At 69.5% G+C, this 21,020-nt stretch carries 20 protein-coding genes and 1 pseudogene; 10 read left to right on the forward strand and 11 right to left on the reverse strand.

The window, feature by feature from the left end; all coding sequences use genetic code 11:
* The first annotated feature begins 6 nt into the window (after positions 1 to 6).
* Together ACTHL4_RS09605 and ACTHL4_RS09610 are read left to right on the forward strand one after the other, a co-directional pair.
* Positions 7 to 1,680, forward strand: coding sequence for a hypothetical protein (locus ACTHL4_RS09605; protein ID WP_440282534.1), 1,674 nt, complete (start codon positions 7 to 9; stop codon positions 1,678 to 1,680).
* Positions 1,681 to 1,748: 68 nt separating this feature from the next.
* A complete protein-coding gene (locus ACTHL4_RS09610; protein WP_440282535.1) occupies positions 1,749 to 2,495 on the forward strand; it encodes a class I SAM-dependent methyltransferase in 747 nt (248 codons plus the stop codon).
* Here the strand turns inward: ACTHL4_RS09610 and ACTHL4_RS09615 are convergent, their stop codons facing one another.
* The 5 genes from ACTHL4_RS09615 to ACTHL4_RS09635 all read right to left on the reverse strand — a co-directional run bounded on the left by ACTHL4_RS09615 (position 2,496) and on the right by ACTHL4_RS09635 (position 7,993).
* Positions 2,496 to 3,647 carry a M4 family metallopeptidase gene (locus ACTHL4_RS09615; protein ID WP_440282536.1) on the reverse strand — a complete coding sequence of 384 codons (1,152 nt, stop codon included), beginning with the start codon at positions 3,645 to 3,647 and terminating at the stop codon, positions 2,496 to 2,498.
* 53 nt (positions 3,648 to 3,700) lie between these two features.
* A complete protein-coding gene (locus tag ACTHL4_RS09620; protein ID WP_440282537.1) occupies positions 3,701 to 5,098 on the reverse strand; it encodes an FtsX-like permease family protein in 1,398 nt (465 codons plus the stop codon).
* On the reverse strand, positions 5,095 to 5,889 hold the full coding sequence (locus tag ACTHL4_RS09625) for an ABC transporter ATP-binding protein (RefSeq protein ID WP_440282538.1): 795 nt from the start codon (positions 5,887 to 5,889) through the stop codon (positions 5,095 to 5,097). Before ACTHL4_RS09625 ends, ACTHL4_RS09620 begins: the two co-directional genes overlap by 4 nt.
* Positions 5,890 to 6,083: 194 nt before the next feature.
* Entirely contained in the window at positions 6,084 to 6,713 is a 630-nt protein-coding gene (locus tag ACTHL4_RS09630; protein ID WP_440282575.1) for a response regulator, read from the reverse strand.
* Positions 6,714 to 6,736: 23 nt separating this feature from the next.
* On the reverse strand, positions 6,737 to 7,993 hold the full coding sequence (locus ACTHL4_RS09635) for a histidine kinase (protein ID WP_440282539.1): 1,257 nt from the start codon (positions 7,991 to 7,993) through the stop codon (positions 6,737 to 6,739).
* Positions 7,994 to 8,261: 268 nt separating this feature from the next.
* Between ACTHL4_RS09635 and leuA the strand changes: the two genes are divergently transcribed.
* Positions 8,262 to 10,034 carry a 2-isopropylmalate synthase gene (gene leuA, locus ACTHL4_RS09640; RefSeq protein ID WP_440282540.1) on the forward strand — a complete coding sequence of 591 codons (1,773 nt, stop codon included), beginning with the start codon at positions 8,262 to 8,264 and terminating at the stop codon, positions 10,032 to 10,034.
* Positions 10,035 to 10,044: 10 nt separating this feature from the next.
* Complete coding sequence (locus tag ACTHL4_RS09645) at positions 10,045 to 11,037, forward strand: AAA family ATPase (RefSeq protein ID WP_440282541.1); 993 nt, start codon at positions 10,045 to 10,047, stop codon at positions 11,035 to 11,037.
* 13 nt (positions 11,038 to 11,050) lie between these two features.
* On the opposite strand, the gene ACTHL4_RS09650 is transcribed toward ACTHL4_RS09645, so the two are convergent.
* Complete coding sequence (locus ACTHL4_RS09650) at positions 11,051 to 11,842, reverse strand: maleylpyruvate isomerase N-terminal domain-containing protein (RefSeq protein WP_440282542.1); 792 nt, start codon at positions 11,840 to 11,842, stop codon at positions 11,051 to 11,053.
* 77 nt (positions 11,843 to 11,919) lie between these two features.
* A complete protein-coding gene (locus ACTHL4_RS09655) occupies positions 11,920 to 12,759 on the reverse strand; it encodes a serine hydrolase (protein WP_440282543.1) in 840 nt (279 codons plus the stop codon).
* 37 nt (positions 12,760 to 12,796) lie between these two features.
* Between ACTHL4_RS09655 and ACTHL4_RS09660 the strand changes: the two genes are divergently transcribed.
* Positions 12,797 to 13,354 (forward strand): GNAT family N-acetyltransferase, encoded by a 558-nt coding sequence (locus ACTHL4_RS09660; protein WP_440282544.1) that lies wholly within the window; start codon positions 12,797 to 12,799, stop codon positions 13,352 to 13,354.
* 19 nt (positions 13,355 to 13,373) lie between these two features.
* On the opposite strand, the gene ACTHL4_RS09665 is transcribed toward ACTHL4_RS09660, so the two are convergent.
* Together ACTHL4_RS09665 and ACTHL4_RS09670 are read right to left on the reverse strand one after the other, a co-directional pair.
* Complete coding sequence (locus ACTHL4_RS09665) at positions 13,374 to 14,012, reverse strand: alpha-ketoglutarate-dependent dioxygenase AlkB (RefSeq protein ID WP_440282576.1); 639 nt, start codon at positions 14,010 to 14,012, stop codon at positions 13,374 to 13,376.
* 40 nt (positions 14,013 to 14,052) lie between these two features.
* Positions 14,053 to 15,603: a phytoene desaturase family protein gene (locus ACTHL4_RS09670; protein WP_440282545.1), complete on the reverse strand. Its 1,551-nt coding sequence runs from the start codon at positions 15,601 to 15,603 to the stop codon at positions 14,053 to 14,055.
* A gap of 103 nt (positions 15,604 to 15,706) precedes the next feature.
* Here ACTHL4_RS09670 and recO point away from each other — a divergent pair, with 103 nt between their 5' ends.
* The 3 genes from recO (at position 15,707) to ACTHL4_RS09685 (ending at position 18,427) form a co-directional block, all read left to right on the forward strand.
* Positions 15,707 to 16,456 carry a DNA repair protein RecO gene (recO, locus tag ACTHL4_RS09675; RefSeq protein WP_440282546.1) on the forward strand — a complete coding sequence of 250 codons (750 nt, stop codon included), beginning with the start codon at positions 15,707 to 15,709 and terminating at the stop codon, positions 16,454 to 16,456.
* Entirely contained in the window at positions 16,453 to 17,226 is a 774-nt protein-coding gene (locus tag ACTHL4_RS09680) for an isoprenyl transferase (protein ID WP_440282547.1), read from the forward strand. Before recO ends, ACTHL4_RS09680 begins: the two co-directional genes overlap by 4 nt.
* A 220-nt stretch (positions 17,227 to 17,446) precedes the next feature.
* Positions 17,447 to 18,427: a hypothetical protein gene (locus tag ACTHL4_RS09685; RefSeq protein WP_440282548.1), complete on the forward strand. Its 981-nt coding sequence runs from the start codon at positions 17,447 to 17,449 to the stop codon at positions 18,425 to 18,427.
* Here ACTHL4_RS09685 and ACTHL4_RS09690 read toward each other — a convergent pair.
* Positions 18,363 to 18,776 (reverse strand): annotated as a pseudogene (locus tag ACTHL4_RS09690) (Fur family transcriptional regulator). The gene ACTHL4_RS09685 and the pseudogene ACTHL4_RS09690 sit on opposite strands and share 65 nt — an antisense overlap.
* Positions 18,773 to 19,084 carry a DUF6703 family protein gene (locus ACTHL4_RS09695; RefSeq protein ID WP_440282549.1) on the reverse strand — a complete coding sequence of 104 codons (312 nt, stop codon included), beginning with the start codon at positions 19,082 to 19,084 and terminating at the stop codon, positions 18,773 to 18,775. Before ACTHL4_RS09695 ends, ACTHL4_RS09690 begins: the two are co-directional and overlap by 4 nt.
* 144 nt (positions 19,085 to 19,228) lie before the next feature.
* On the opposite strand from ACTHL4_RS09695, the gene ACTHL4_RS09700 reads away from it, so the two are divergent.
* Complete coding sequence (locus ACTHL4_RS09700) at positions 19,229 to 20,194, forward strand: ABC transporter ATP-binding protein (protein ID WP_440282550.1); 966 nt, start codon at positions 19,229 to 19,231, stop codon at positions 20,192 to 20,194.
* Between the two features lie 3 nt (positions 20,195 to 20,197).
* Positions 20,198 to 21,010: an ABC transporter permease gene (locus ACTHL4_RS09705; protein WP_440282551.1), complete on the forward strand. Its 813-nt coding sequence runs from the start codon at positions 20,198 to 20,200 to the stop codon at positions 21,008 to 21,010.
* Positions 21,011 to 21,020: the final 10 nt, after the last annotated feature.

Genomic DNA, 21,020 nt, shown 5'->3' on the forward strand with positions numbered 1-21,020 from the left:
CCGTCCATGGGACGGCCGAACCGCCGGCCACGGGCGGACTTCGAACGGATCGCGCTGGCGTTCGTGTATGCCGCTGTGCTCGTCCCCGTGGCGGCGACCGTGCTGATTGTCCACGCCCGCGGGTGGTGGCCGACGAACGACGACGCCCTCACCGCGATGGCGATGCGTGACACGTGGACCGGTCACCCCCGTGTCATGGGGCCTTGGGCCAGCACGCCGGGGTTCAGTGGCAGCTATCCGCATCATCCCGGTCCCGCTCTCTACTACGCGGCATCCGTCGGCGCGGTGCCGTTCCGGTTCAGCGCATGGGGCATCCTCGTCGGAGTCGCACTCGTCAACGGTCTGGCGGCGGTCGCCACCGTGCGCGTCGGGTCGCGGGTGGCTGGAGTGCCCGGCGCCGTCGCAGCTGCCTTCGCAGTCCTGGTGACGGCCTGCTCGATCGGCGCCGGCCTCTTCTTCCGGCCGTTCAACCCCTTTCCGCCCTTGCTGCTGATCCTGCTGATGCTCTTCGTGACCGTGGAATTCGTCGGTGGGCAGCGTAGCCACTGGCCGCTCTTCGTCCTCGCCGGCACCATCGCGGTGCAGTCGCATCTGTCCTATGCCTACCTGGTCACCGGTCTGACCGCGATCGTGCTCGTGGTGGGTGCCCATGCCTGGCACCGCGAGCGGGACGCCTGGTGGCCCCGGCGCGGTTGGCTTCCGGTCGGTGCGGAACGGCGGCGACTGACCCGGCCGATGCAGTGCTGCGCGGTGCTGGCAGCGCTGCTGTGGCTGCCGGTGACGCTGGAGTTGATCATCTACGACCCGAACAACGTCACCAGCCTGCTGCAGCAGCTGCGCTCCTCGGCACCGGCCGCGGTGCCGGCACCTACGGTCGATCGCTTCGAGTTCATCGCCCGGGGTCTGCTTCCCGGGGTCGCTGTCCCGTCGGCGAAGGCGCTGACGCTCCTCGGCGCGACGGCCCTGGCGCTGATCGCGTTGGTCGCCCGGGCGGTGCGTCTCCCGCCCGTCCTGGGCCGGGCCGCACGCGTCGCCCTCGCCGGCCTCGCGCTGTTCGTGATCCAGATCCTGATGGTGCCGCACACCGCCTATTTCGCCGAGGCATGGATGGTGGCGGCCGGTGCCCCGGTGGCTGCGTTCGCGATGGTCGTCGTCATCGCCTCGCTGGTCGAACTGCTCCGGTGGCTTCCCGTCCGTCTCGGTTCAGCGCGCGGTGCGCTGGCAGCCGTGACGGGATGCGCCCTGGCCGTGACCGGTGGGCTCGTGGTGTCGGACGCGACCACCACGTCGGCCGGCGAGATCGCCGTGGGCCAGGACGTCCGCGCCGCCGAGTCCGGGATCGTGGCGATGATGTCCGGCTGGCCCACCGTCGACGGTGCACGTCGCGCGGTGGCGGTGCACGGGACGGGTCTCGGGCCGGTTTTCGAGGTCGCGCCATCCCTCGGCCTCGCGCTGCGCAACGACGGGTTCGAGGTGTTTCTGCCGCCCGCGATCCAGGCGCACGACGACACGGCGTTCCGCCGCACCGACCGCGCGCCGACGACTGCACTGCCCGTCGCGGTGGTGTGGCTGAACGAGCAGCCGTCAGCGGCACCGGTGCCGCCGACGGCCGAGGCGGTGGGCGTCGTCCGGCAGGGTGAGAACCACTTCGGGATCTACGTCCTGCCGCCTCGCGACTGAGGTCGCGGCGCCCCACGCGGCCGGCCCGACCCATGGGGTGCGATCCGGATGCAGCAGGATGGGTGCCCATGGCGCGCGATCGAGAGAGTCTGGTCTGGGCGGAGTTCGGGGAGGTGTTGCGCCTGCCGGTGGATCCGGAGCGTGACTACGTGCACGGGATCCCTTGGGACGCAGCCGGATTCCTGCCGCAGCTACCGCTGATCGACATCGGCTCCGGCAGCGGGCTGACCACGGTCACCCTCGCCGAACGCTTCCCGGACGCCGAGATCGTCTCGGTCGAGCCCGAGCCGCTGACCCGCTCGCTGCAGATGCTGCGGATCGCCGAGCGCGACGACATCCGGGCCCGCACGACCGTCCTGCCGGAATCCATCCTGGATGCCTGGCTGCCCGGCCAGTGCGGCGGCGCGCTGCTGTTCAATGTCATCTACTTCCTCGGTGGTCGGGCACGCGAGGCGTTCTGGCGACGTATGGCGCAGGTGATGGCTCCCGGCGCACCGATCCTGCTAAGCCGGTCCTACGGTGGCGTCCCCGAGGAGCCGGTCGCACGCACCCTGGTGCAGTCCGGTGCGATGGGACGGATGGAATATCAGCGCTGGTTCGAGTCGCAGCCGGTGCGCGACGGACGCGTCGAGATCACCAACACGTTCCGGGTGCTGCGCGACGGTGAGCAGGTGCGTGAGGTGGTGTCGACGATCCACGCCTTCGGTCTGGACGAGGAACTCGTCCTGGGTGAGGTGCCGATCGGGCATTTCGGCATCGAGGAGATCGACGAGCGCTACTTCGCCATACGTCGGCTCCCGGACATCAAGCGCTGATCAGCTGCCCAACACCTTGACGTCGATCCAGGCCTGCTGGATCGCCTGCTCCTGGCTGCCACCGGCGCCGAAGAGTGCGCCCGCCGACTTGATCGTCGCCTCGGCGAAGCCGGCGAAGTCGACATCCTTGGGCAGATTGCCGGTGGTCAGCACGTCGTACCAGACGCGGCCGGCGCCATCCCAGCTGGTGCCGCCGATGGCGACCGCGGCCAGGTAGAACGCGTGGTTGGGGATGCCGGAGTTGATGTGCACACCGCCGTTGTCGTGCGCCTGGTCGTGCGGCAGATCCTGATAGCCGTCCATCGTCGCCGGCTGTGGGTCCTTGCCGAGATGGGGATCGTCGTAGGCGGTGCCGGGGGCCTTCATCGACCGCAGCGCCACACCCTGCACCTTCGCGGTGAACAGACCGGCGCCGATCAGCCAGTCGGCGTCCGCCGCGGTCTCACCGCCGACACGCTGCTTGACCATCGAACCGAAGCAGTCGGAGATCGACTCGTTGAGGGCGCCGGACTGACCGACGTAGGTCAGTCCCGCGGTGTATTGCGTCACGCCGTGCGTCAGCTCGTGGCCGATCACGTCGACGGAGTCGGTGAACGACCGGAAGTAGACGCCGTCACCGTCTCCGAACACCATCTGCTCGCCGTCCCAGTAGGCGTTGTCGTAGTTGCGGTCGTAGTGGACCGAGGCGAGCAGCGGCAGGCCCTTGCCGTCCAGGGAATTGCGGTCGTAGATGTCGGCGTAGAGCGCGAAGGTGTCGCCCAGACCGTCGTACGCCTCGTTGACCGACTCGTCGGAGGTGGCCGGATCGCCTTCGCCACGACGCTCGGTGCCGGGCAGATCCGTGGTGTGCCCGGCATCGTAGATCGTCCGCTGCGGCTGCAACCCGGCCGGTGCACCGGTCCGCGGACGCACCGCCTCAGCGGGCAGCTCGTAGTCGCCGGAACGCTCGGCACGCTCCCGCAGCTGCGGCGGGATCAACCCGGCTGCGCCCTTGCCGCCCTCCGAGGTCGCCTGGGCGCTGCGCACGGCACGCCGGCCGACCTGCAGCAGGCTCGCCTCGAGCGTATGTCGCGCGGCACGGGCGACGTCCGGATCACCCGCCTCGGCGAGCCGGCGGAGCAGGTGCGGCGGGACGATCTGACACGAACTCATACCTCTCATGGTGGACCCGTGCGCTGACAATCGGGCGGGACGCGGCAGGTGGATCAGGTGTCCACCCGCAGCGCGGTGACCGGCGACGTGGCGATCGCGCGCCGGGCGGGCGGCTGGGACGCCAGCAGGATGACCGCCAAGGCAGCCAGGACGATGGCGACGAGGACCAGCCACGGCATACCCCACACGAAGTCGGGTGTCTCCATCCCGACGAGCGCTTGCGCACTGGCCGACCCGTAGCACAGGCCGACACCGATGCCGGCCGCGGTGGCGGCGGCCGACATCGCGACCGACTCCTTGGTGATCATCGAGCGCACCTGTCCACCCGTGAAGCCGAGTGCGCGCAGCAGCCCCAGCTCCCGCCGTCGCTGGATCACGGTGAGCGACATGGTGCTCACGAAACCGATCGCCGCGATGAGCGAGGAGACCACGCCGACCATGATGGTCACCGTCGACGCGACCGACAGCATGGTGTGCGCGGTCTCCCGCTGGTGAGCGGTCATGCCGTGCCACGAGTCGACCGAGGTCTGCAGGGCCGACGTGCCGGACGCGATCGTGGTCACCAAGGTGACCCCGATGAAGAGGCCGAGGGTCGAGCGCGTCGTCCGCGCCGGGTCCGCGACGGCGTTGCGCCGTGCAATGACGGCGGCGGCATCGACACCGAGCAGCCGACCGACCCCGGCGACCAGCGCCGGCAGCACGAAACGCGCACCCACCAACAGCCCGGTCGAGGTGAGACAGGCAGCCACGAACGCCACGAAGAAGCCCGAGGTCGCCCCGCGTTCGCCGAGCACCATCGCCAGCCCGAAGAGGGCGATCCCGACCGCCAGCAGGACCGATGCGCAGCCGACGCGCAATGCGCCTGCGCGACGGGTGACCGTCCGTGCGCCTGCCGTGCCCGCGAGCGCCTGCGCCGGGGAGACCTCCAGCACCCGGCGCGAACCAACCCAGCCGGCCATCGCCCCGGTCGCGGTGATCCCCAGCACCGCCGGCACGGCACCAGGGGAGAACCACGGGTAGTCCGCGTCGCTCGGCAGATGGTCGCCGCTGACCAGGATCAGGCGCACGACGTCGGTCGCGAGCGTCGCGCCGATCACTCCGATCACGCTGCCCCACCAAGAGATTCGAGCGGTGCTCCGGGCGATGGAACGCCGTAGGTCCGCGCTCCTGGCGCCGAGCAGACGGAGGGTGGCGATGTCCTGCAGCCGCCCGGCGATGACGGTCGCGACACCGGCCGAGATGACGACGGCTGCGACATACAAGGCCATTCCGATGAAGACGGTGGACACCACGGACAGGAACGCGGCGACCGCACCGCCGTTCTCCTTGCTGATCGCGGCGACGAGCCCGCTGCAGGTCAGCAGCGCACCGGCATACGCACCGGACAGTCCGGCCACCAGGCCGACGGTGCCCAGCTCGCGGGAGGAGCCGAGGACCAGGTCGCGCTTCATGCCCGCACCCCGCCGGACGCGCCGTGCCCAGCGGCTTCCGAGGCGAGCAGCAGCTGGGAGATCTGCTCCGGGTCCAGCCGGCCTCGGTCGGCGACGATCCGGCCGTCGGCCAGCACCAGCACCCGGTCGGCATACGACGCAGCGATCGGGTCGTGGCTCACCATGGCGATCGTTTGGCCGTATTCCGTGGCAGCGGAGCGCATCAACTGCAACACCTCACGGGAGGACCGGGCGTCCAGGTTGCCGGTCGGCTCGTCCGCGAAGACGATCGCCGGCCGGGAGGCGAGGGCACGGGCGATCGCGACTCGCTGTTGTTGGCCGCCGGACAGTTCAGCCGGTTTGTGGGTGGTGCGCTCGGTCAGGCCGAGGACGTGCAGCAGGTGGTCGATCCACTGCTTCTCCTCCGGCGTGACCCGCCTCCCGGCCAGTTGGAAGGGCAGCACGATGTTCTCGGCGACGGTGAGGGTCGGCACCAGATTGAAGGACTGGAAGACGAAGCCGACCTCGCGTCGGCGCAACAGGGTGCGGGCGGTGTCGTCCATTGCGTGCAGCGGCTGCCCGGCGAGGAACACCGCGCCCGCGGTTGCGTCGTCGAGGCCGGCGGCGACGTTCATGAAGGTCGACTTGCCGGAGCCGGACGGCCCCATGATCGCGGTGAATTCACCACGCTGGATGTCCGCGTCGACTGCGGCGAGCGCGTGTACGGCGCTGCTGCCGATGCCGTAGCTCTTGCTGACCTGCTGGAAGGAGACGACGGGCGTGCCGTCCGGTGTGGTGCGTCGGGTGCTCATGCCTCCAGCGTCGCCGGACAGCGGGCGCGGCACATCCGGCGCAGGAGCGAATCCGGCTACGCCGCAAGGTTGAGGACGCGTCCACGTCGATACACCTCCGGTTGATACGCGAGACGACGACCGGCTTGGGCAGGATGCGCAGCGAGCGTGCGAGCAGCGTGTCCTGCCCAGGACGCGAGGAGTCGAGCCGAGAGTTACAGCAGGCCGTGCTCGTAGCAGTAGACGACCAGCTGCACGCGGTCGCGCAACTGCAACTTGGCCAGGATGCGGGACATGTGTGTCTTGACCGTGGCCTCGGAAAGATATTCGGCAGAGGCGATCTCGGCGTTCGACATACCTCCTGCCGCCCGGAGCATGATCTCGCGCTCGCGGGCGGTGAGCTGGTCGTACTCCTGCCCCGGTGTGCGTGCCTGGCTGCTGCGGAAGCGCTCGAACAACGACTTGGTGGCACTGGCCGCGACGACCTGACTGCCGGCCGCGACCGCGCGGATCGCGCCGAGGAGAAACTCCGGCTCGGCATCCTTGAGCAGGAAGCCGCTGGCTCCGGCATCGATGGCGTCCGCGACGGCGGCATCCAGGTCGAAAGTGGTCAGCACCAACACTTTCGGGGCTTCGTCGCCGAACGTCTCCCGCACCCGGCGGGTCGCCGTGACACCGTCGACGTCGGGCATCCGGACGTCCATCAGCACCACGTCAGGAGTGGTGCGCCGCACCAGGTCGATGGCGTCCGAGCCGTCGGCTCCGTCGCCGACGACCTGCAGGTCGGGTTGGCTGTCGATGACGAGGGTGAGACCGCTGCGGAACAGTGCCTGATCGTCGATCATGGCGACTCGGATCGGTGAGTTCGTCACGTGCCGGCCGACTCCTTCATGGCTGATGTCGGGTGGGTGGTGGGGTGGATGGTCGGGTGCGTGGTCGGTAGCCCGTCCCGGCCGGAGTCACTGCGTTGCGGATCGGGTATGACGGCCTCCACCCGACACTGGTCGCCCACCTGGTGCGAGGACAGGTGGCCCCCGGAGATGGCGGCGCGCTCCATCATGCCGACGATGCCGTGTCCGGTGCCTTCGCCGGGGGAGCCGACCGCGTTGACGACGCGCAACCGGTAACCGTCGGACCAGTCCTGCTCGACTCGCACCGGCACCCGCAGATCGCCGTGCTTGAGCGCGTTGGTGAGTGCCTCGCTGAGCAACCGGTAGGCCGTCAGTGCGATGAGCGAGGAGCCGGGCGGCTCGCCGGTGCGGTGATCCTCGATCCGCATGCCGGTCAACCGCATCCGGTGCAGCAGCCGGTCGTGCTGCTCGTAGCCGGGGGTGGAGCGTTCGACGTCGTCGTCCCGCAGTTCGGCCAGGATGGTGCGCAGATCGGCGATGGTCGAGCGGGCGGTCTCGGCGATGACCGCCAGGGCCTGCTCGGTGGCGTCCGGGTCGGCGTGCAGGGCGTAACGGGCGCCGTCGGCCTGGGCGGCCACGACCGCCCAGGAATGGGCGACGATGTCGTGCATGTCGGCGGCGACCCGGCTGCGCTGCAGCTCGTGCTCGTAGCTCTCGGCGAGTCGGCGACGCTCGATCAGGTCGAGCTGGGCGTCCACCTCCGCCTGGATCGAACGGCGGCGCTGCAACCGCAGGTAGCCGCCGATCCAGCCTCCGAAGCACACCAGCGCCGCCATCGCGGTCAGCGCGACGGACACGAAGATGCGGTCCCTGAGCGTGGGGCTGTGCTCGGCGAGCGTGGCGGTCCAGACCAGCAGGATCGCGCAGCCGACCGAGGCCATCGCCAGACCGAAGCGGCGCACGCCGAGGCGCGGGTGCGCGCCCAGCGTGAAGAACAAGGCGGCATACGCCAGATCGGCGACTGCCAGCTTGGCGTACCAGTCGGGGTGTGCGAATTGCACTGCGGCAGCAGCAAGTCCGAGGACGACCATGGCGAGCAGGCTCAGCCGCCGGACCGCCAGCGCTGCGGCCAGCGTCAGCACGACTGCGACCGCCATCGCCTCACCGGTGGTCGAGTAGAGCAACCCGATCAGCACCGCGAAGGCGACGCCGCAGCCCAGGTCGAAGACCAGCTGACGACGGGTGGGCCGCCCCTGCTCCCAGATCTGTGGCATGCCACCAGTGTGACCGACGCAGGGTGGACCCCACATCGGTCGGACGATGTATGTCGCATGTCGCATGTCGCATGTCGCACCGTCCACGACTCGGACGTGACGTCCGTCTCGTGGACACGCCTGCCGGACGTGCCGTAAAATCCGGGGCGTGCATGCGGCATACGTGCTTCTTCTTGGTTGCCGCGGCGAGGCCTGAAATTCGGCCGTCCTCGCCGCGGAGTTCCTGCTGCCCGGGCCGAAGCCCAGCACCCATCCGCAAAGGCGAGACATGAAGCACCCCCAGCACCCGACCGCGATGCCGATCGGCAAGTACGTTCCCTTCCACGAACAGATCAAGGTCGACCTGCCGGACCGGCAGTGGCCGGGCAAGATCATCAGCAAGGCGCCGCGGTGGTGTGCCGTCGATCTGCGGGACGGCAACCAGGCACTGATCGACCCGATGAACTCCGAGCGCAAGAAGCGCATGTTCGACCTGTTGGTCGCCATGGGGTACAAGGAGATCGAGGTCGGCTTCCCCAGTGCCAGCCAGACCGATTACGACTTCGTGCGGGAGCTGATCGAAGGCGGCCACATCCCCGACGACGTCACCATCCAGGTGCTCACCCAGTGTCGTGACCAGTTGATCGAGCGCACCTTCGACGCGATCCGCGGCGCCAAGCAGGCCATCGTGCACTTCTACAACTCCACCAGCGTGCTGCAGCGGCGCGTGGTGTTCGGGCTGGACCAGGACGGCATCGTCGACATCGCCACCCAGGCGGCTCGGCTGGTCAAGAAGCTGGAGGAGACGATCCCCGACACGGACGTCTACTACGAATACTCGCCCGAGTCCTACACCGGCACCGAGCTGGAGTTCGCCGCCCGGATCTGCAACGAGGTCATCGAGATCATCGACCCGACCCCGGACCACAAGATGATCGTCAACCTGCCGGCGACGGTCGAGATGGCGACGCCGAACGTGTATGCCGACTCGATCGAGTGGATGTCGGCGCACCTGGCCCGCCGCGAGTCGGTGATGCTCAGCCTGCATCCGCACAACGATCGCGGAACCGGCGTGGCCGCAGCGGAACTCGGCTATCAAGCCGGTGCGGACCGGATCGAGGGCTGCCTCTTCGGCAACGGCGAGCGCACCGGCAACGTCGACCTGGTGACGCTCGGCCTGAACCTCTTCAGCCAAGGCATCGACCCGCAGATCGACTTCTCCGACATCGACCGGATCCGGCGCACCGTCGAGCACTGCAACCAGCTGCCGGTGCACGAGCGGCACCCGTACGGCGGTGACCTGGTGTTCACCGCGTTCTCCGGCTCGCATCAGGACGCCATCAACAAGGGCTTCGCCGACATGGCACGCCAGCAGCAGGAGACCGGCAAGGACATCGACGACCTCGTCTGGGGGGTGCCCTACCTGCCGATCGACCCGCACGACGTCGGGCGGTCCTACGAAGCGGTCGTCCGGGTCAACAGCCAGTCCGGCAAGGGTGGCGTCGCCTACCTGCTCAAGACCGAGCACCAGCTGGATCTGCCGCGCCGGCTGCAGATCGAGTTCAGCGGGGTCGTCCAGCGACACACCGACACCCTCGGCGGCGAGGTCACGGCCGAGGCGCTGTGGCGTACCTTCCAGGACGAATACCTGCCGAGCACCGGCGAGGGCGAGTCGGCGTGGGGCCGGTTCCGGCCGATCACGCACACGCTGCAGAGCGGTGAGGACGGTCGCGACCACATTGTCGCCACCATGACCGACCAGCAGAGCGGTCAGGCGGAGCAGATCACCGTCGAGGGCGAGGGCAACGGCCCGATCGACGCGTTCATCGCCGCGCTCGCCACCATCGACGTCGACGTGCGGGTCCTGGACTACGCCGAGCACACCCTGTCGACCGGTGGCGACGCGAGCGCCGCGGCATACCTGGAGTGCGCGATCGGCGACCGGGTCATCTGGGGAGTCGGCGTGCACAGCTCGATCGTGAAGGCGTCGCTCACCGCCATCCTGTCCGCGGTCAACCGGGCCGAGCGCGACGCGCAGACAGCGGAGGCCGTCACCCCGTAACGTGTGCCGCATGCTGCGGCTCACCCAGATCGACCTCGTGGAGCTGGGCGGATTGCTCGACGACCGCCACGATCCGTCCGGCTACTTGGATCCGCGGACCGGTGAGACCTACCGTTTGCACGACGACGAGACGACCGACGAGACGACCGACGATGAGCGGGTGCTCGATGGCTTCGCTGCGGGCGCTGCCGACGATCTGCTGCCGGTCGGCGGCGACGGGGCGCACGAAGCCTTCCGCGACATGGAGATCTTCACCGCCTGGCTCGGCGACGGGCGGCTGCGTGAGGACCTCAGCCGTGCCCTGGACGGTCCCCGGCCGATCGAGGAGTTCACCGAGATCGTCGAGTCCGCGCCGCATCGGACCGGCGCCTACTTCAACGGGTTCCACCAGATCAGGTCCCAGCTGAGAGCGCTGGACTTCCTGTCCGGCTGCGACCTGGTCGCCGTGCCGGAGATCGAGGAGCGGCGGACCCAGTTGTCGGACGCGGGTGATGCCTTGCTGGCCAACCTCGGCGGCGGGGCACGGCCCCGGCTGATCCTGCTCAACGGGCTGCCGGGGGTGGGCAAGTCCACGCTGGCCCGCGCATATGTCGCCACCCGCCCCGGCACCCTCAACCTCGACATCGACGTGCTGCGCACGATGCTGGGCGGCCGGTGGGAGGAGACCGCGGAGTTGGGTCGCTCGCTGGCGTTGGAGGTGATCGCCGCACATCTGCGCAGCGGCCACGACGTCGTCGTGCCGCAGCTGGTCGCCGACCCGGCGCAATTGCGGCGCTTCGAGAAAGTGGCAGCCGACTTCGACTTCGTGCTGGTGATCGTCGAGGGCGAGTCGCGGACGGGTGCGCAGCCGTGGCAGGTCGACGCCGCTGCCGAGGAATGGGCGCACTACCGGGCCGGGCTGGACCAGCTCGTGTCGAGGCGTCGAGGCATCCACCGGGTGCGCGTCGACGCAGACACGGCTGCGGCGGTGGCCCGGCTGGAAGGGCTGTTGCAGGACAGCTAGCCCTGTCGTGGGCTCATTGCATGCCTTCGGCGAGCACCTCGGCGATCGCGTCGAGGGTCTGCCGGTCGCCGGTGCCGATGAGTTCGCCCATGGTCGGGCGGTTCCAGAGCCACAGGTCGAGGTCGGCGGTGGCGCCCGAGATCGTCGCCACCGCGGTCGCGTCCGGTGCCGGCCGGAAGTTCGCGTCGTCGATCTGCTCCCCGGTGTCGGGCATCGTGCCGGTCTCGCGGCCCAGCTGCAGCACCCAGCGCCGGTCCACGTCGGTGGCGGCCAGCTCGAGCACGCGGCCCTCGGTGGGCCGGAAGGTCACCAGCGGGTGCTCCCGGCCGTACATCACCTCGACGATCTCGTCGATGCCGTCGGCTGCGAGGGCCCCGTCGATCGGCGTGACATCGCCGGCGGCGGTCAGTTGCGCGTCGACCCGGTGGATCAGCGCCTCATGGGCCTGCCGCCTGCGGATGTAACCCGCGGTGTGCAGCGCGTGGTCGGGGGCCCACATCCAGCGGGTGTCCTGCGGCGGTGTTGCGCGCAACGTCTGCTGCAGCGCGCCGCTCGCCTCGTCGAACGCGGCCAGTAGCGCCTCCCGACCCGCCGGGCGGTGGGGATGCTCGAGTTGTTCCGGGTCCGCGACGTTCTGGGCCACGATCGTGCCCCAGAACCACTGCACCTCGGTCAGGTGCCACAGCAGGTCATCGGTGGACCAGTCGGGGCACGTGGGGACCGTGCGGTCCGGCGCATCGGCCAGTGCCGCGCGGAACCGGCTCGACTCGTCGGCGATGCTGGTGAGAAAGTCCGGTGTCGTCATACCGCGCGACAGTAGGGCCGGCCGCCGACATCGGACCACCGGATTTCCCCGCGTACGGCTGCGGCGGCAACGATCGCTCAGGCCAGCGGACGCGCCAGCGCGGCATACAGGATCTTCGACACGCCGTTGACGGTGTCGCGCCCGTAGGAGAACCCGCGCGGTGCCCGGCTGAGGATCACCGCGGCGTAGTCGCGGTCGTTGCCCGCGATGTGACCCACGGAGTTGAGCCGGTAGCCGCCGGTGCGCGGACCCCAGCCGTTCTTGGTCTGCCAGCTGTTGGTCGTCGGCAGCGGGGGAGCGCACACGCCCCAGCGTTGCGTCGACACGACCTGTGCCATCAGGCGTTTGAGGTATTCACGGTTGGCGACGGTGAGGACCGAGGTGCCCCAGACGACACCGGTCATCAACACGAGCTGGTCCTGCGCCGTGGTGGTGGAGTAGCCCCACCAGTTGCTCGCGCCGGCGGTCGTCCCGCCCTGTATGACGGTGCTGCGCAACCCGTAGAGGCCGGCGACCCGGCGCACGTTGGCCACCCCAGCCCAGGTCAGCAGTGCGTTGGTCGCGGTGTTGTCGCTGCGGGTGATCATGGCGGCGGCCTGAGCGACCTGGGTTCTGGTCAGATTGACCTTGCGCTCCTGGCAGCGGCGCAGCACCGTCGCCATGATCAGCACCTTGACGATGCTCAACGTCTCGTTGCGCCAACTGCCCTGGTAAGTGAAGGTTTTGCGGTTGCGCCGGTCGTGCACGGCCACAGCGAAGGTGCCGCCCCGGCCGGCTTGGTATGCCTTGAGCTTCGCGGTCAGCTGCACTGCCGTCAGTGTCGCCGCATCCGCGGCCGGCACGCCGAGCACTATGCCGCCGGCGACGCCGAGGCCGCCGCCGAGGATCAGTCGCCGGCTCATCGTCGGGGTGTTCATGGAGGGACTGTAGAGGGTCGTGTGCCAGACTCGCGCGGTGTCCGCCGTGCCCGCCCAGACTTTCTCCGACGTCCCGCTGCGCGAGGGTGACATGTCACTCCGGGCGCCGTCGCCCGACGACGTGCCGGCGATCGTCCGCGCCTGCCGCGATCCGCTGACGCAGCAGTGGCTGCCGCTGCCGAACCCGTATGACGAGACGCACGCCCTGGGCTTCGTCACGGAGCTGGCCGGTGCGGCGTGGCGCAGTGGTGCGGGCATCGTGCGTGCCATCGAGGTGGACGGCCGCTTCGCCGGCATGGTCGACCTGAAGAAGACCGACTGGCGCGGCCGCACCACCGAGATCGGCTACTGGGTCTCACCCGACCAGCGAGGCCGCGGCGTGGCCGGTCGGGCCGCCCGGCTGCTGGGCGACTGGGCGCTGCGCGAGCAAGGCATGGAGCGCGTCGAGATCCGGGCCGCCACCGGAAACCTCGGATCCCAGAAGTCGGCCCTGGCAGCCGGCTACCGCCGTGAGGGCGTGCTCCGCTCGGCGGGTTATGTGCACTCCGGACGGGTCGATCTGGTCGTCTTCGGCAAGACCCGCGCGGATCTCTGAGTCTCCGAGCCCGGCCGGTTCAGCGGACGTCATACGGGCGGAACTGGATGCTGATCCGTGGCCCGGTCGCCTTGGTGCTCTTGGGGATCGCGTGCTCCCACGTCCGCTGTGCCGAGCCGCCCATCACGATGAGGTCGCCGTGCCCGAGGGTATGGCGGATTGCACCACCACCACCGCCGACCGGGCGCATCGCGAAGACCCGCGGCTGTCCCACCGAGACGATCGCGACCATGGTGTCCTGGGTGCTGGAGCGGCCGATGCGGTCGCCGTGCCAGGCGACCGAGTCGTGGCCGTCGCGGTAGAGGCACATGCCGGCGGTGGTGAACGGCTCGCCGAGCTCGGCCCGGTAGTGCTCGGTCAACGCCGCACGAGCTTGTGCCAGCACGGGATCCGGCAGTTGTTCGTGCGCGTGGTAGAAGCGCAGCAGGCGAGGGGTGTCGACCTCGCGGTCGTACATCTGCCGCCGCTCGGCCCGCCAGTCGACACCGGCGCTGCCGCCGAGCGACAGGCGGCCGAAGAGCTCGTCGGCGCCGGTCAGCCAGCCCGGTCGCAGGTCGATCCAGGCGCCCCTACTCAGTGGCACGCGCCGGATCGCCCCGGCCAGCGGGCGCAAGCCGACCTCGTCCACCTGGTCGAGCAACGAACCCTGCAGTGACATCTTCACAAGGACCAGAGTAGACACATGTTCGAATTGATGTCTACCGGTCGAGCAACTCCGAGGCGGCCCTCGCCGCGTGGTAGCCGCCGAGACCACTGACTCCGCCACCGCGGCGGGAACCGGCGCCGGCCAACAAGATCCGCTCCGACGGCGTCGTCACGCCCCAGCGCTGTGCCGGAGTGTCCAACGGCTCGTCGTCGGTCGCCCATGGCCAGGAGAGTGGTCCATGGAAGATGTTGCCGCCGGTCATCCGCAAGGTGTCCTGCAGGTCACGGGTGGTCTTGGTCTCGACGCACGGGCGCCCGTCGCGGTCGGTCAGCACGACGTCGTCGATCGGTTCGGCGAGCACGCTGGACAACGAGTCGAGCACCGCGCGCTCCAGCCGTGCCCGTTCGGCGTCCCCGCCGGACAGCAACCGGTCGGGTGTCTGCAGGGAGAAGACGGTCAGCGTGTGTGCCCCGGACTCCTGCAACTGCGGTGACAGGATCGTCGGATCGGTGAGCGAGTGACAGTAGATCTCAGCAGGCATCGGGGACGGGACTTGCCCGGAAAGTGCCTGCTGGTAAGCGGTTTCGAGGCCTGTGTAGGTCTCGTTGATGTGGAAGGTCCCGCCGAATGCCGCGGCCGGATCGACACCGGCCTCCCGCAATTTCGGCAGGCGACTCAGCAGGAGATTGACCTTGACCTGCGCGCCTTCCGCCGGCGACGGCGTGCGGCCCTGCAGTGTGTCGAGGACCGCCGGCGCCGCGGCCCAGAGCACGAGATCGGCGTCGGCGACGGCCTCGTCGTCCCGGTCCCGCCAGCGAACGGTGCCGTCCTGCACCTCGGTGACCTCGCAGCCGGTGCGCAACTCGGCGCCGGCCTCCCGCGCCGCCTGTTCGAGCGCGCCGGAGACCGCACCCATGCCGCCCACCGGCACGTCCCAGTCGCCGCTGCCGCCGCCGATCACGTGGTAGAGGAAGCAGATGTTCTGCTGCAGGTCGGTGTCGTGCGCGCCGGCGAAGGTCGAGATGAGGCCGTCGGTGAGGATCACTCCGCGGACCAGGTCGTCCTGCACCGCGCTCTCGATGGCTTCGCCGAGCGGGCGGTCGAGGAAGTCACGCACGATCGCGTCATCGCCGATCGCCGCCACGACCTCCGAGCGCCGCCGCAGGGGCTCGGTCATCGCCGGCCAGACGGCCTGCGCCATACGGCCCGCTCGGGCGTAGAAGTCGTCCCAGCCCGTGACGTCCTCGCGCGCGCCGACCGCCGCGAACGAGGCCGCCGTCACGGCCGGGTCGCCGTGGTCGACCAGCAGTCCCGTGTCGCCGCCCGGCACCGGCGTGTATGACGCGTAACGCCTGCGCTTCAACGAGATCCGCAAGCCCAGGTCGTCGATGATCTGCCGCGGCAGCAGGCTCACCAGGTAGGAGTAGCGCGACAGGTGGGCGCCCATGCCCGGGAATGCATCGGCCGACACCGACGCCCCGCCGAGATGGTCCTGGCGTTCCAGCAACAGGATGGACCGGCCGGCCCGTGCCAGATAGGCCGCGGCGGTCAAGCCGTTGTGGCCGCCGCCGACGACGAGGGCGTCATACCGTGAACGAGGCATGAGGGCAGCGTACGGCCGAGGAGGTCGCGACCGTCGTCACTTCTCGCCGTTCGCCGCGTGGCAGTGCGACGACCCGCCCGCCGTCAGGGACAATGGGCACGTCATGGCCACTTATCGCGACGTCGGCATCGTGCTGCGCACCCACAAGCTGGGGGAGACCGACCGCATCGTCACCATGCTCACGCGCGGTCGCGGCGAGATCCGGGCCGTCGCCAAGGGAGTGCGTCGCACCAAGTCGAAGTTCGGGGCGCGTCTCGAGCCGGGCATGATCGTCGATCTGCAATGTTACGAAGGCCGTTCACTCGACACCGTCACCCAGGCCGAGATCATCGCGCCGTATGGCGAGCGGCTGGTCCATGACTACGGCGCCTTCACCGCGGCGACCGCCATGCTCGAGACGGCCGAGCGGCTGATCGAGGAACGCGAGGCCGTTCCGCAGCAGTTCAACCTGCTCGCGGGCGCGCTGGCGTCGCTGGCACATCGCGAGCACGACCCGGGCCTGGTGCTCGATTCCTATCTGCTGCGCGCGGTCGCGATCGCCGGCTGGGCGCCCAGCTTCGTCGATTGCGCAGGGTGCGGAGCGGCCGGACCGCACCGGGCCTTCAACCTCGCCTCCGGCGGCGCGGTCTGCTACTCGTGTCGTACCCCGGGCAGCTCCGCCCCGCACCCGGAGACGTTCGCGCTGCTGGCCGCACTGCTCACCGGCGGATGGCAGGTCGCCGACGCCAGCAGCCCCGGCGCCCGGAAGGAAGCCAGCGGACTGGTGGCCGCCTACGTGCAATGGCACCTCGAACGCGGCGTGAGATCGTTGCGTCTCGTGGACCGCACCTCGCAGCTGGAATCGACCCGATGACCGTTGCCCCGCCGCCGCACCCGAGTGGCGCGACGCCCCCCGTCATACCCGCCGAGCTGGTGCCACAGCACATCGCGATGGTGATGGACGGCAACGGGCGGTGGGCCAACCAGCGCGGCCTGCCGCGCACCAAGGGCCACGAGGCCGGCGAGGCGCAGCTGATCGACGTCATCGCCGGCTGCATCGAGGCGGGCGTGAAGAACCTGTCGGCATACATGTTCTCGACCGAGAACTGGCGTCGCTCACCCGACGAGGTGCGCTTCCTGATGGGCTTCAACCGCGACGTCATCCGGCGTCGCGTCGACCTGCTGCACTCCTGGGGGGTGCGCTGCCGCTGGTCCGGGCAACGGCCGCGCCTGTGGCGTTCGGTGCTCAAGGAGCTGCAGCGCGCCGAGGAGATCACCGCCGGCAACACGGTGATGACGCTGCAGATGTGTGTCAACTACGGCGGCCGCGCCGAGATCGCCGATGCCACCCGCCGGATCGCCGAACAGGTGCAGGCGGGCAAGCTCAAGCCGTCCTCGATCAACGAGAAGACGATCGCGCGCAACCTCGCCTGGCCGGACATGCCCGACGTCGACCTCTTCGTGCGCTCGTCCGGGGAGCAGCGCACCAGCAACTTCATGCTCTGGGAGTCGGCGTATGCCGAGATGGTCTTCCTGGACACGCTGTGGCCCGACTTCGACCGGCGCGACCTGTGGCGCGCCATCCAGATCTACGCCGAGCGGGACCGGCGCTTCGGCGGGGCGATCGACGCCGCCAAGGCCTGACCCACCAGTTGTCCCATGCCAGGGGTGAGCAATAGCTCACCTCTGGCATAGGCGAAATTGGGCGAGTCCGGTTGTCCACAGTCGTTCGGCGGGAAATGCCATGATTCCGCCGGGATCGGCAGATGACCGGTGCGGACGCAGCTCGCAGTCGAACGCCCGTGAGCCCGCGCGGCGCGGCGCGGGGGACCTTGCCAGGAAGCTTGCGGCCGACCATGGCGGTGTGGTGCATCGTCGGGAGCTGGGCGAGCACGGTATCGGGCGGTTCGCCGTTCGCGACGAGATCACCGCCGGGCGCTGGTTCCGCGCCGGGCGCCATACGGTCGTGATCGACACAGCGGTGCTGACGGAGGACGGGAAACACTGGCGCGCGGTCTGGGAGAGCGGCGCCGGAGCACGACTGGATGGCGCGAGTGCACTGCGTGCGGCCGGACTCACCGGTTTCACGGCCGTCACCATCGATGTGACGATGCCGTCCCGCAACCGGCACCACGCGGTCTCGGACGTTCGGCTGCACCGCGTCGACGATCCATCACCGATCGTCGCTGCCGGCATCCCGCGGGTGGCCGTCGAACCCGCGATGATCCACGCGGCGCAGTGGGCGGTCAGCGACCGGCAGGCGGCACTGCTGATCTGCCTGCCGATCCAGCAGCGATTGACCAGCCCACCGCGGTTGCAGATGGCCTGGCGCGGCGTCCGCCGCACGAGCCGACGACAATTCCTCGATGCGGTGATCACCGATGTGACCGATGGCGCACATTCACTCGGAGAACTCGATTTCTCCCGTATGGCGCGTCGCTACGGCCTACCGCCGCCCACCCATCAGGCGGTGCGGTTCGGACCGGGTGGCCGCGTCTACCTGGATGTCTCACGGGATGTCGTGGGTCTGGTGGTGGAGATCGACGGTGGGCATCACGTGCTCGCGCTGAACCCGGTCGACGATGCGCTTCGGCACAACGATCGAGTAGCAGCGGGAGAGCAGGTGCTGCGCATCCCGCTCATCGGTTTTCGGATCGAGTCGGACCGTTTCATGCACCAAGTGCGCCGGACGTATGACGCGCTCAGCGCACGCCGCCGAGTGGGCCCAGCCCAGTGGTGCGGTATCGCTCCCGCCGGGCATGGGCCAACCGGGATCGTGATCAGCCCTGCGCGGAGCACTCCGCGCAGATACCGAAGATCTCCACGGTGTGCTCGACCTCGGTGAAACCGTGTTAGGCACTGACGGCGGCGGCCCAGCGCTCCACCTGCGGACCCTCGACCTCGACGGCCCGGCCACAACGGCGGCATACGAGGTGGTGATGGTGCCCGGTGCTGCAGCGGCGGTAGATCGACTCGCCATCCGGTGCCCGGAGCACATCCAGTTCGCCATCGGCGGCCATCGTCTGCAGCACGCGGTACACCGTTGCGAGACCGACGGATTCGCCGCTGTCCCGCAGCGCGGAGTGCAACTCCTGCGCGGAGACGAAGTCCTCCTGGTTGCGCAGCTGGTCGGCGACGGCGGTCTGCTGGCGCGTGGTGCGCCGTGTCGGCTGCTTGCCACCCACCGCGTTCACAACCCGGCGCTGACAATGGCCAGTGCCACCGCGAGCAGCAGCACCGAGCACCGCATCATCCGCTCGATCGGCTGGATCCGCGGCCAGGCCAGGTAGAGCAGCCAGGCGACGAGCACGGCGCACAGCCCGAAGCAGACCGTGCCGACCAGGCCGCGGAAGACCGCGCCGATCACCAGCAACAGCAGGACGACGAGCGCCGGCAGGGCACGCGGAGCGCGCGCGATCCCCTGCAGCAACGGGTCGCTGGCGTGCTCGACACGGACACGGAACGGCGACGCACTGACGGTCGGACGGGAGGAAGCAGACATCCCCTCCAGGATATCCGCCGCGCCCAGTGGCTGATGACAGCCGCCCGGACGACTCCCGGTGCGAGCCGCCCATGACCGATGTCATGGGGACGTCGTGATGCGCGGCAGGGGAGCGCACGGGCCGGGCACGGCAGAGTGCAGGACATGATGACGACACAGCAGCCGGGAGCCATGACCGCCCCGGATCCGCAGGGGGCGCCGGCGATCGAACTCGTCGGCCTGGAGAAGAGTTTCGGCGCGGTGCACGCCGTGCGCGGTCTGGACCTCACCGTCGAGCAAGGTGAGATCGTCGCCTTCCTCGGCCCGAACGGCGCCGGCAAGACCACCACCATCGACATGATGCTGGGCCTGTCCACGCCGGACGCCGGAAGCGCGCGCGTCTTCGGCATGGATCCGCGGGACGCCATCGGCCGCGGTCTGGTGGCGGCGGTCATGCAGACCGGTGGTCTGCTGAAGGATCTCACCGTCCGCGAGACCGTCGACCTGACCGCCAGCCTCTTCGTCCAGACCCGGTCGGTCGAGGAGTGCCTCGCACGAGCCGGCATCGCCGACATCGGCGACCGGCGGGTGCACAAGTGCTCCGGCGGTCAGCAGCAGCGCCTCCGCTTCGCGATGGCGCTGGTGTCCGACCCGGCCCTGGTGGTGCTGGACGAACCGACCACCGGCATGGACGTCACCGGGCGCCGCGACTTCTGGTCCGCCATCCGCCAGGACGCACAACGCGGCCGGACCGTGCTGTTCGCCACGCATTACCTGGAGGAGGCAGATCAGTATGCCGACCGGATCGTCCTGGTCCGCAAGGGACAGATCGTGGCCGACGGCACCGGCGCCCAGATCAAGGCGATGGCGACCGGTCGCATCGTCCGGGCCACGATGAGCGGCCTCAGCGATCAGCAGCTGGCCGCCATACCAGGTGTGGATTCCGTGGAAGTGCAGGGTGATTCGGTCTCCCTGCATTCCAAGGACAGCGACGCCGTCGCCCGCTACTTGTTCGCCCACACCAACGCCCGCGACGTGGAGATCACCGCCCGCGGCCTGGAGGACGCCTTCATCGCCCTGACCGGCGAGCCCGACGAGCACGACCAGCACCACGACCGGCAAGGAGCCTGACCGATGACCGAATACACAGCGCTGCAGGCGATCCCCACCACCGAGCGCATCGACCTGGAACGCAAGGTGCCCGCCCACGGCGGCTTCAACAGCCGCCTGCTGCGGATCGAGCTGGTGCGGGTGCTGCGCAACAAGCGCACGCTGATCTTCACCCTGTTGCTGCCGCTGGTGTTCTACGTCGCCTTCGGTGTGCCGCAATCGGGCAAGTGGCCCGGCACGGACTTCGACCCGAAGGCCTACGAGATGATCAGCTTCGCCCTGTACGGCGCCCTGGCCGCCTCCTGCGCGATCGGTGCCGGCGTCGCGGTGGAGCGAGCACAGGGCTGGAGCCGGCAACTGCGCCTCACGCCGCTGTCGGGGCCGGCATACATCGCCGTCAAGGTGGTCACCGCGATGATCGCGGCCGCGCTGCCGGTGATCGTGGTGTTCGTGATCGGTGCCTCGACCGGCGCCTCGATGGCCACCGGTGCATGGCCGGTCAGCCTGCTGCTGACCTGGCTGGGCGGCAGTCTCTTCGCCTCCCTCGGCCTCTTCGTCGGCTACCTGGTGCCCTCGGAGAACGCCATGCAGATCCTCGGGCCCGGCATCTCGCTGCTCGCCTTCGCCGGCGGGATCTTCTACCCCCTGGCGGTGATGAGCGACACCATGCGCACCGTCGCGTCGTTCACCCCGATGTGGGGGCTGTCGCAGATCGCCCGTTACCCGATGATCGGCGGGTCGTTCGACCCGATGTGGGTTGTCAGCGGCGTGCTCTGGATCGGCGTCTTCTTCGTCGGTGCCGTATGGCGCTTCCGCCGCGACACCAGCCGCGTGTGACCCCGGGAAT

The organism is Flexivirga sp. (genome assembly GCF_051955415.1).
In the GTDB taxonomy this organism is placed as follows: Bacteria; Actinomycetota; Actinomycetes; order Actinomycetales; family Dermatophilaceae; genus Flexivirga.

What these genes read in the sequence shown, in the direction of transcription:
- ACTHL4_RS09650 (WP_440282542.1), bottom strand. Translation starts at nt 11,842, where the DNA reads ATGACGACACCGGACTTTCTCACCAGCATCGCCGACGAGTCGAGCCGG.
- ACTHL4_RS09670 (WP_440282545.1), bottom strand. Translation starts at nt 15,603, where the DNA reads ATGCCTCGTTCACGGTATGACGCCCTCGTCGTCGGCGGCGGCCACAAC.
- ACTHL4_RS09700 (WP_440282550.1), top strand. Translation starts at nt 19,229, where the DNA reads ATGATGACGACACAGCAGCCGGGAGCCATGACCGCCCCGGATCCGCAG.
- ACTHL4_RS09665 (WP_440282576.1), bottom strand. Translation starts at nt 14,012, where the DNA reads ATGTCACTGCAGGGTTCGTTGCTCGACCAGGTGGACGAGGTCGGCTTG.
- ACTHL4_RS09610 (WP_440282535.1), top strand. Translation starts at nt 1,749, where the DNA reads ATGGCGCGCGATCGAGAGAGTCTGGTCTGGGCGGAGTTCGGGGAGGTG.
- ACTHL4_RS09695 (WP_440282549.1), bottom strand. Translation starts at nt 19,084, where the DNA reads ATGTCTGCTTCCTCCCGTCCGACCGTCAGTGCGTCGCCGTTCCGTGTC.
- ACTHL4_RS09630 (WP_440282575.1), bottom strand. Translation starts at nt 6,713, where the DNA reads ATGATCGACGATCAGGCACTGTTCCGCAGCGGTCTCACCCTCGTCATC.
- ACTHL4_RS09625 (WP_440282538.1), bottom strand. Translation starts at nt 5,889, where the DNA reads ATGAGCACCCGACGCACCACACCGGACGGCACGCCCGTCGTCTCCTTC.
- ACTHL4_RS09705 (WP_440282551.1), top strand. Translation starts at nt 20,198, where the DNA reads ATGACCGAATACACAGCGCTGCAGGCGATCCCCACCACCGAGCGCATC.
- ACTHL4_RS09615 (WP_440282536.1), bottom strand. Translation starts at nt 3,647, where the DNA reads ATGAGTTCGTGTCAGATCGTCCCGCCGCACCTGCTCCGCCGGCTCGCC.
- ACTHL4_RS09620 (WP_440282537.1), bottom strand. Translation starts at nt 5,098, where the DNA reads ATGAAGCGCGACCTGGTCCTCGGCTCCTCCCGCGAGCTGGGCACCGTC.
- ACTHL4_RS09655 (WP_440282543.1), bottom strand. Translation starts at nt 12,759, where the DNA reads ATGAACACCCCGACGATGAGCCGGCGACTGATCCTCGGCGGCGGCCTC.
- ACTHL4_RS09680 (WP_440282547.1), top strand. Translation starts at nt 16,453, where the DNA reads ATGACCGTTGCCCCGCCGCCGCACCCGAGTGGCGCGACGCCCCCCGTC.
- ACTHL4_RS09605 (WP_440282534.1), top strand. Translation starts at nt 7, where the DNA reads ATGGGACGGCCGAACCGCCGGCCACGGGCGGACTTCGAACGGATCGCG.
- ACTHL4_RS09645 (WP_440282541.1), top strand. Translation starts at nt 10,045, where the DNA reads ATGCTGCGGCTCACCCAGATCGACCTCGTGGAGCTGGGCGGATTGCTC.
- leuA (WP_440282540.1), top strand. Translation starts at nt 8,262, where the DNA reads ATGAAGCACCCCCAGCACCCGACCGCGATGCCGATCGGCAAGTACGTT.
- ACTHL4_RS09635 (WP_440282539.1), bottom strand. Translation starts at nt 7,993, where the DNA reads ATGCCACAGATCTGGGAGCAGGGGCGGCCCACCCGTCGTCAGCTGGTC.
- recO (WP_440282546.1), top strand. Translation starts at nt 15,707, where the DNA reads ATGGCCACTTATCGCGACGTCGGCATCGTGCTGCGCACCCACAAGCTG.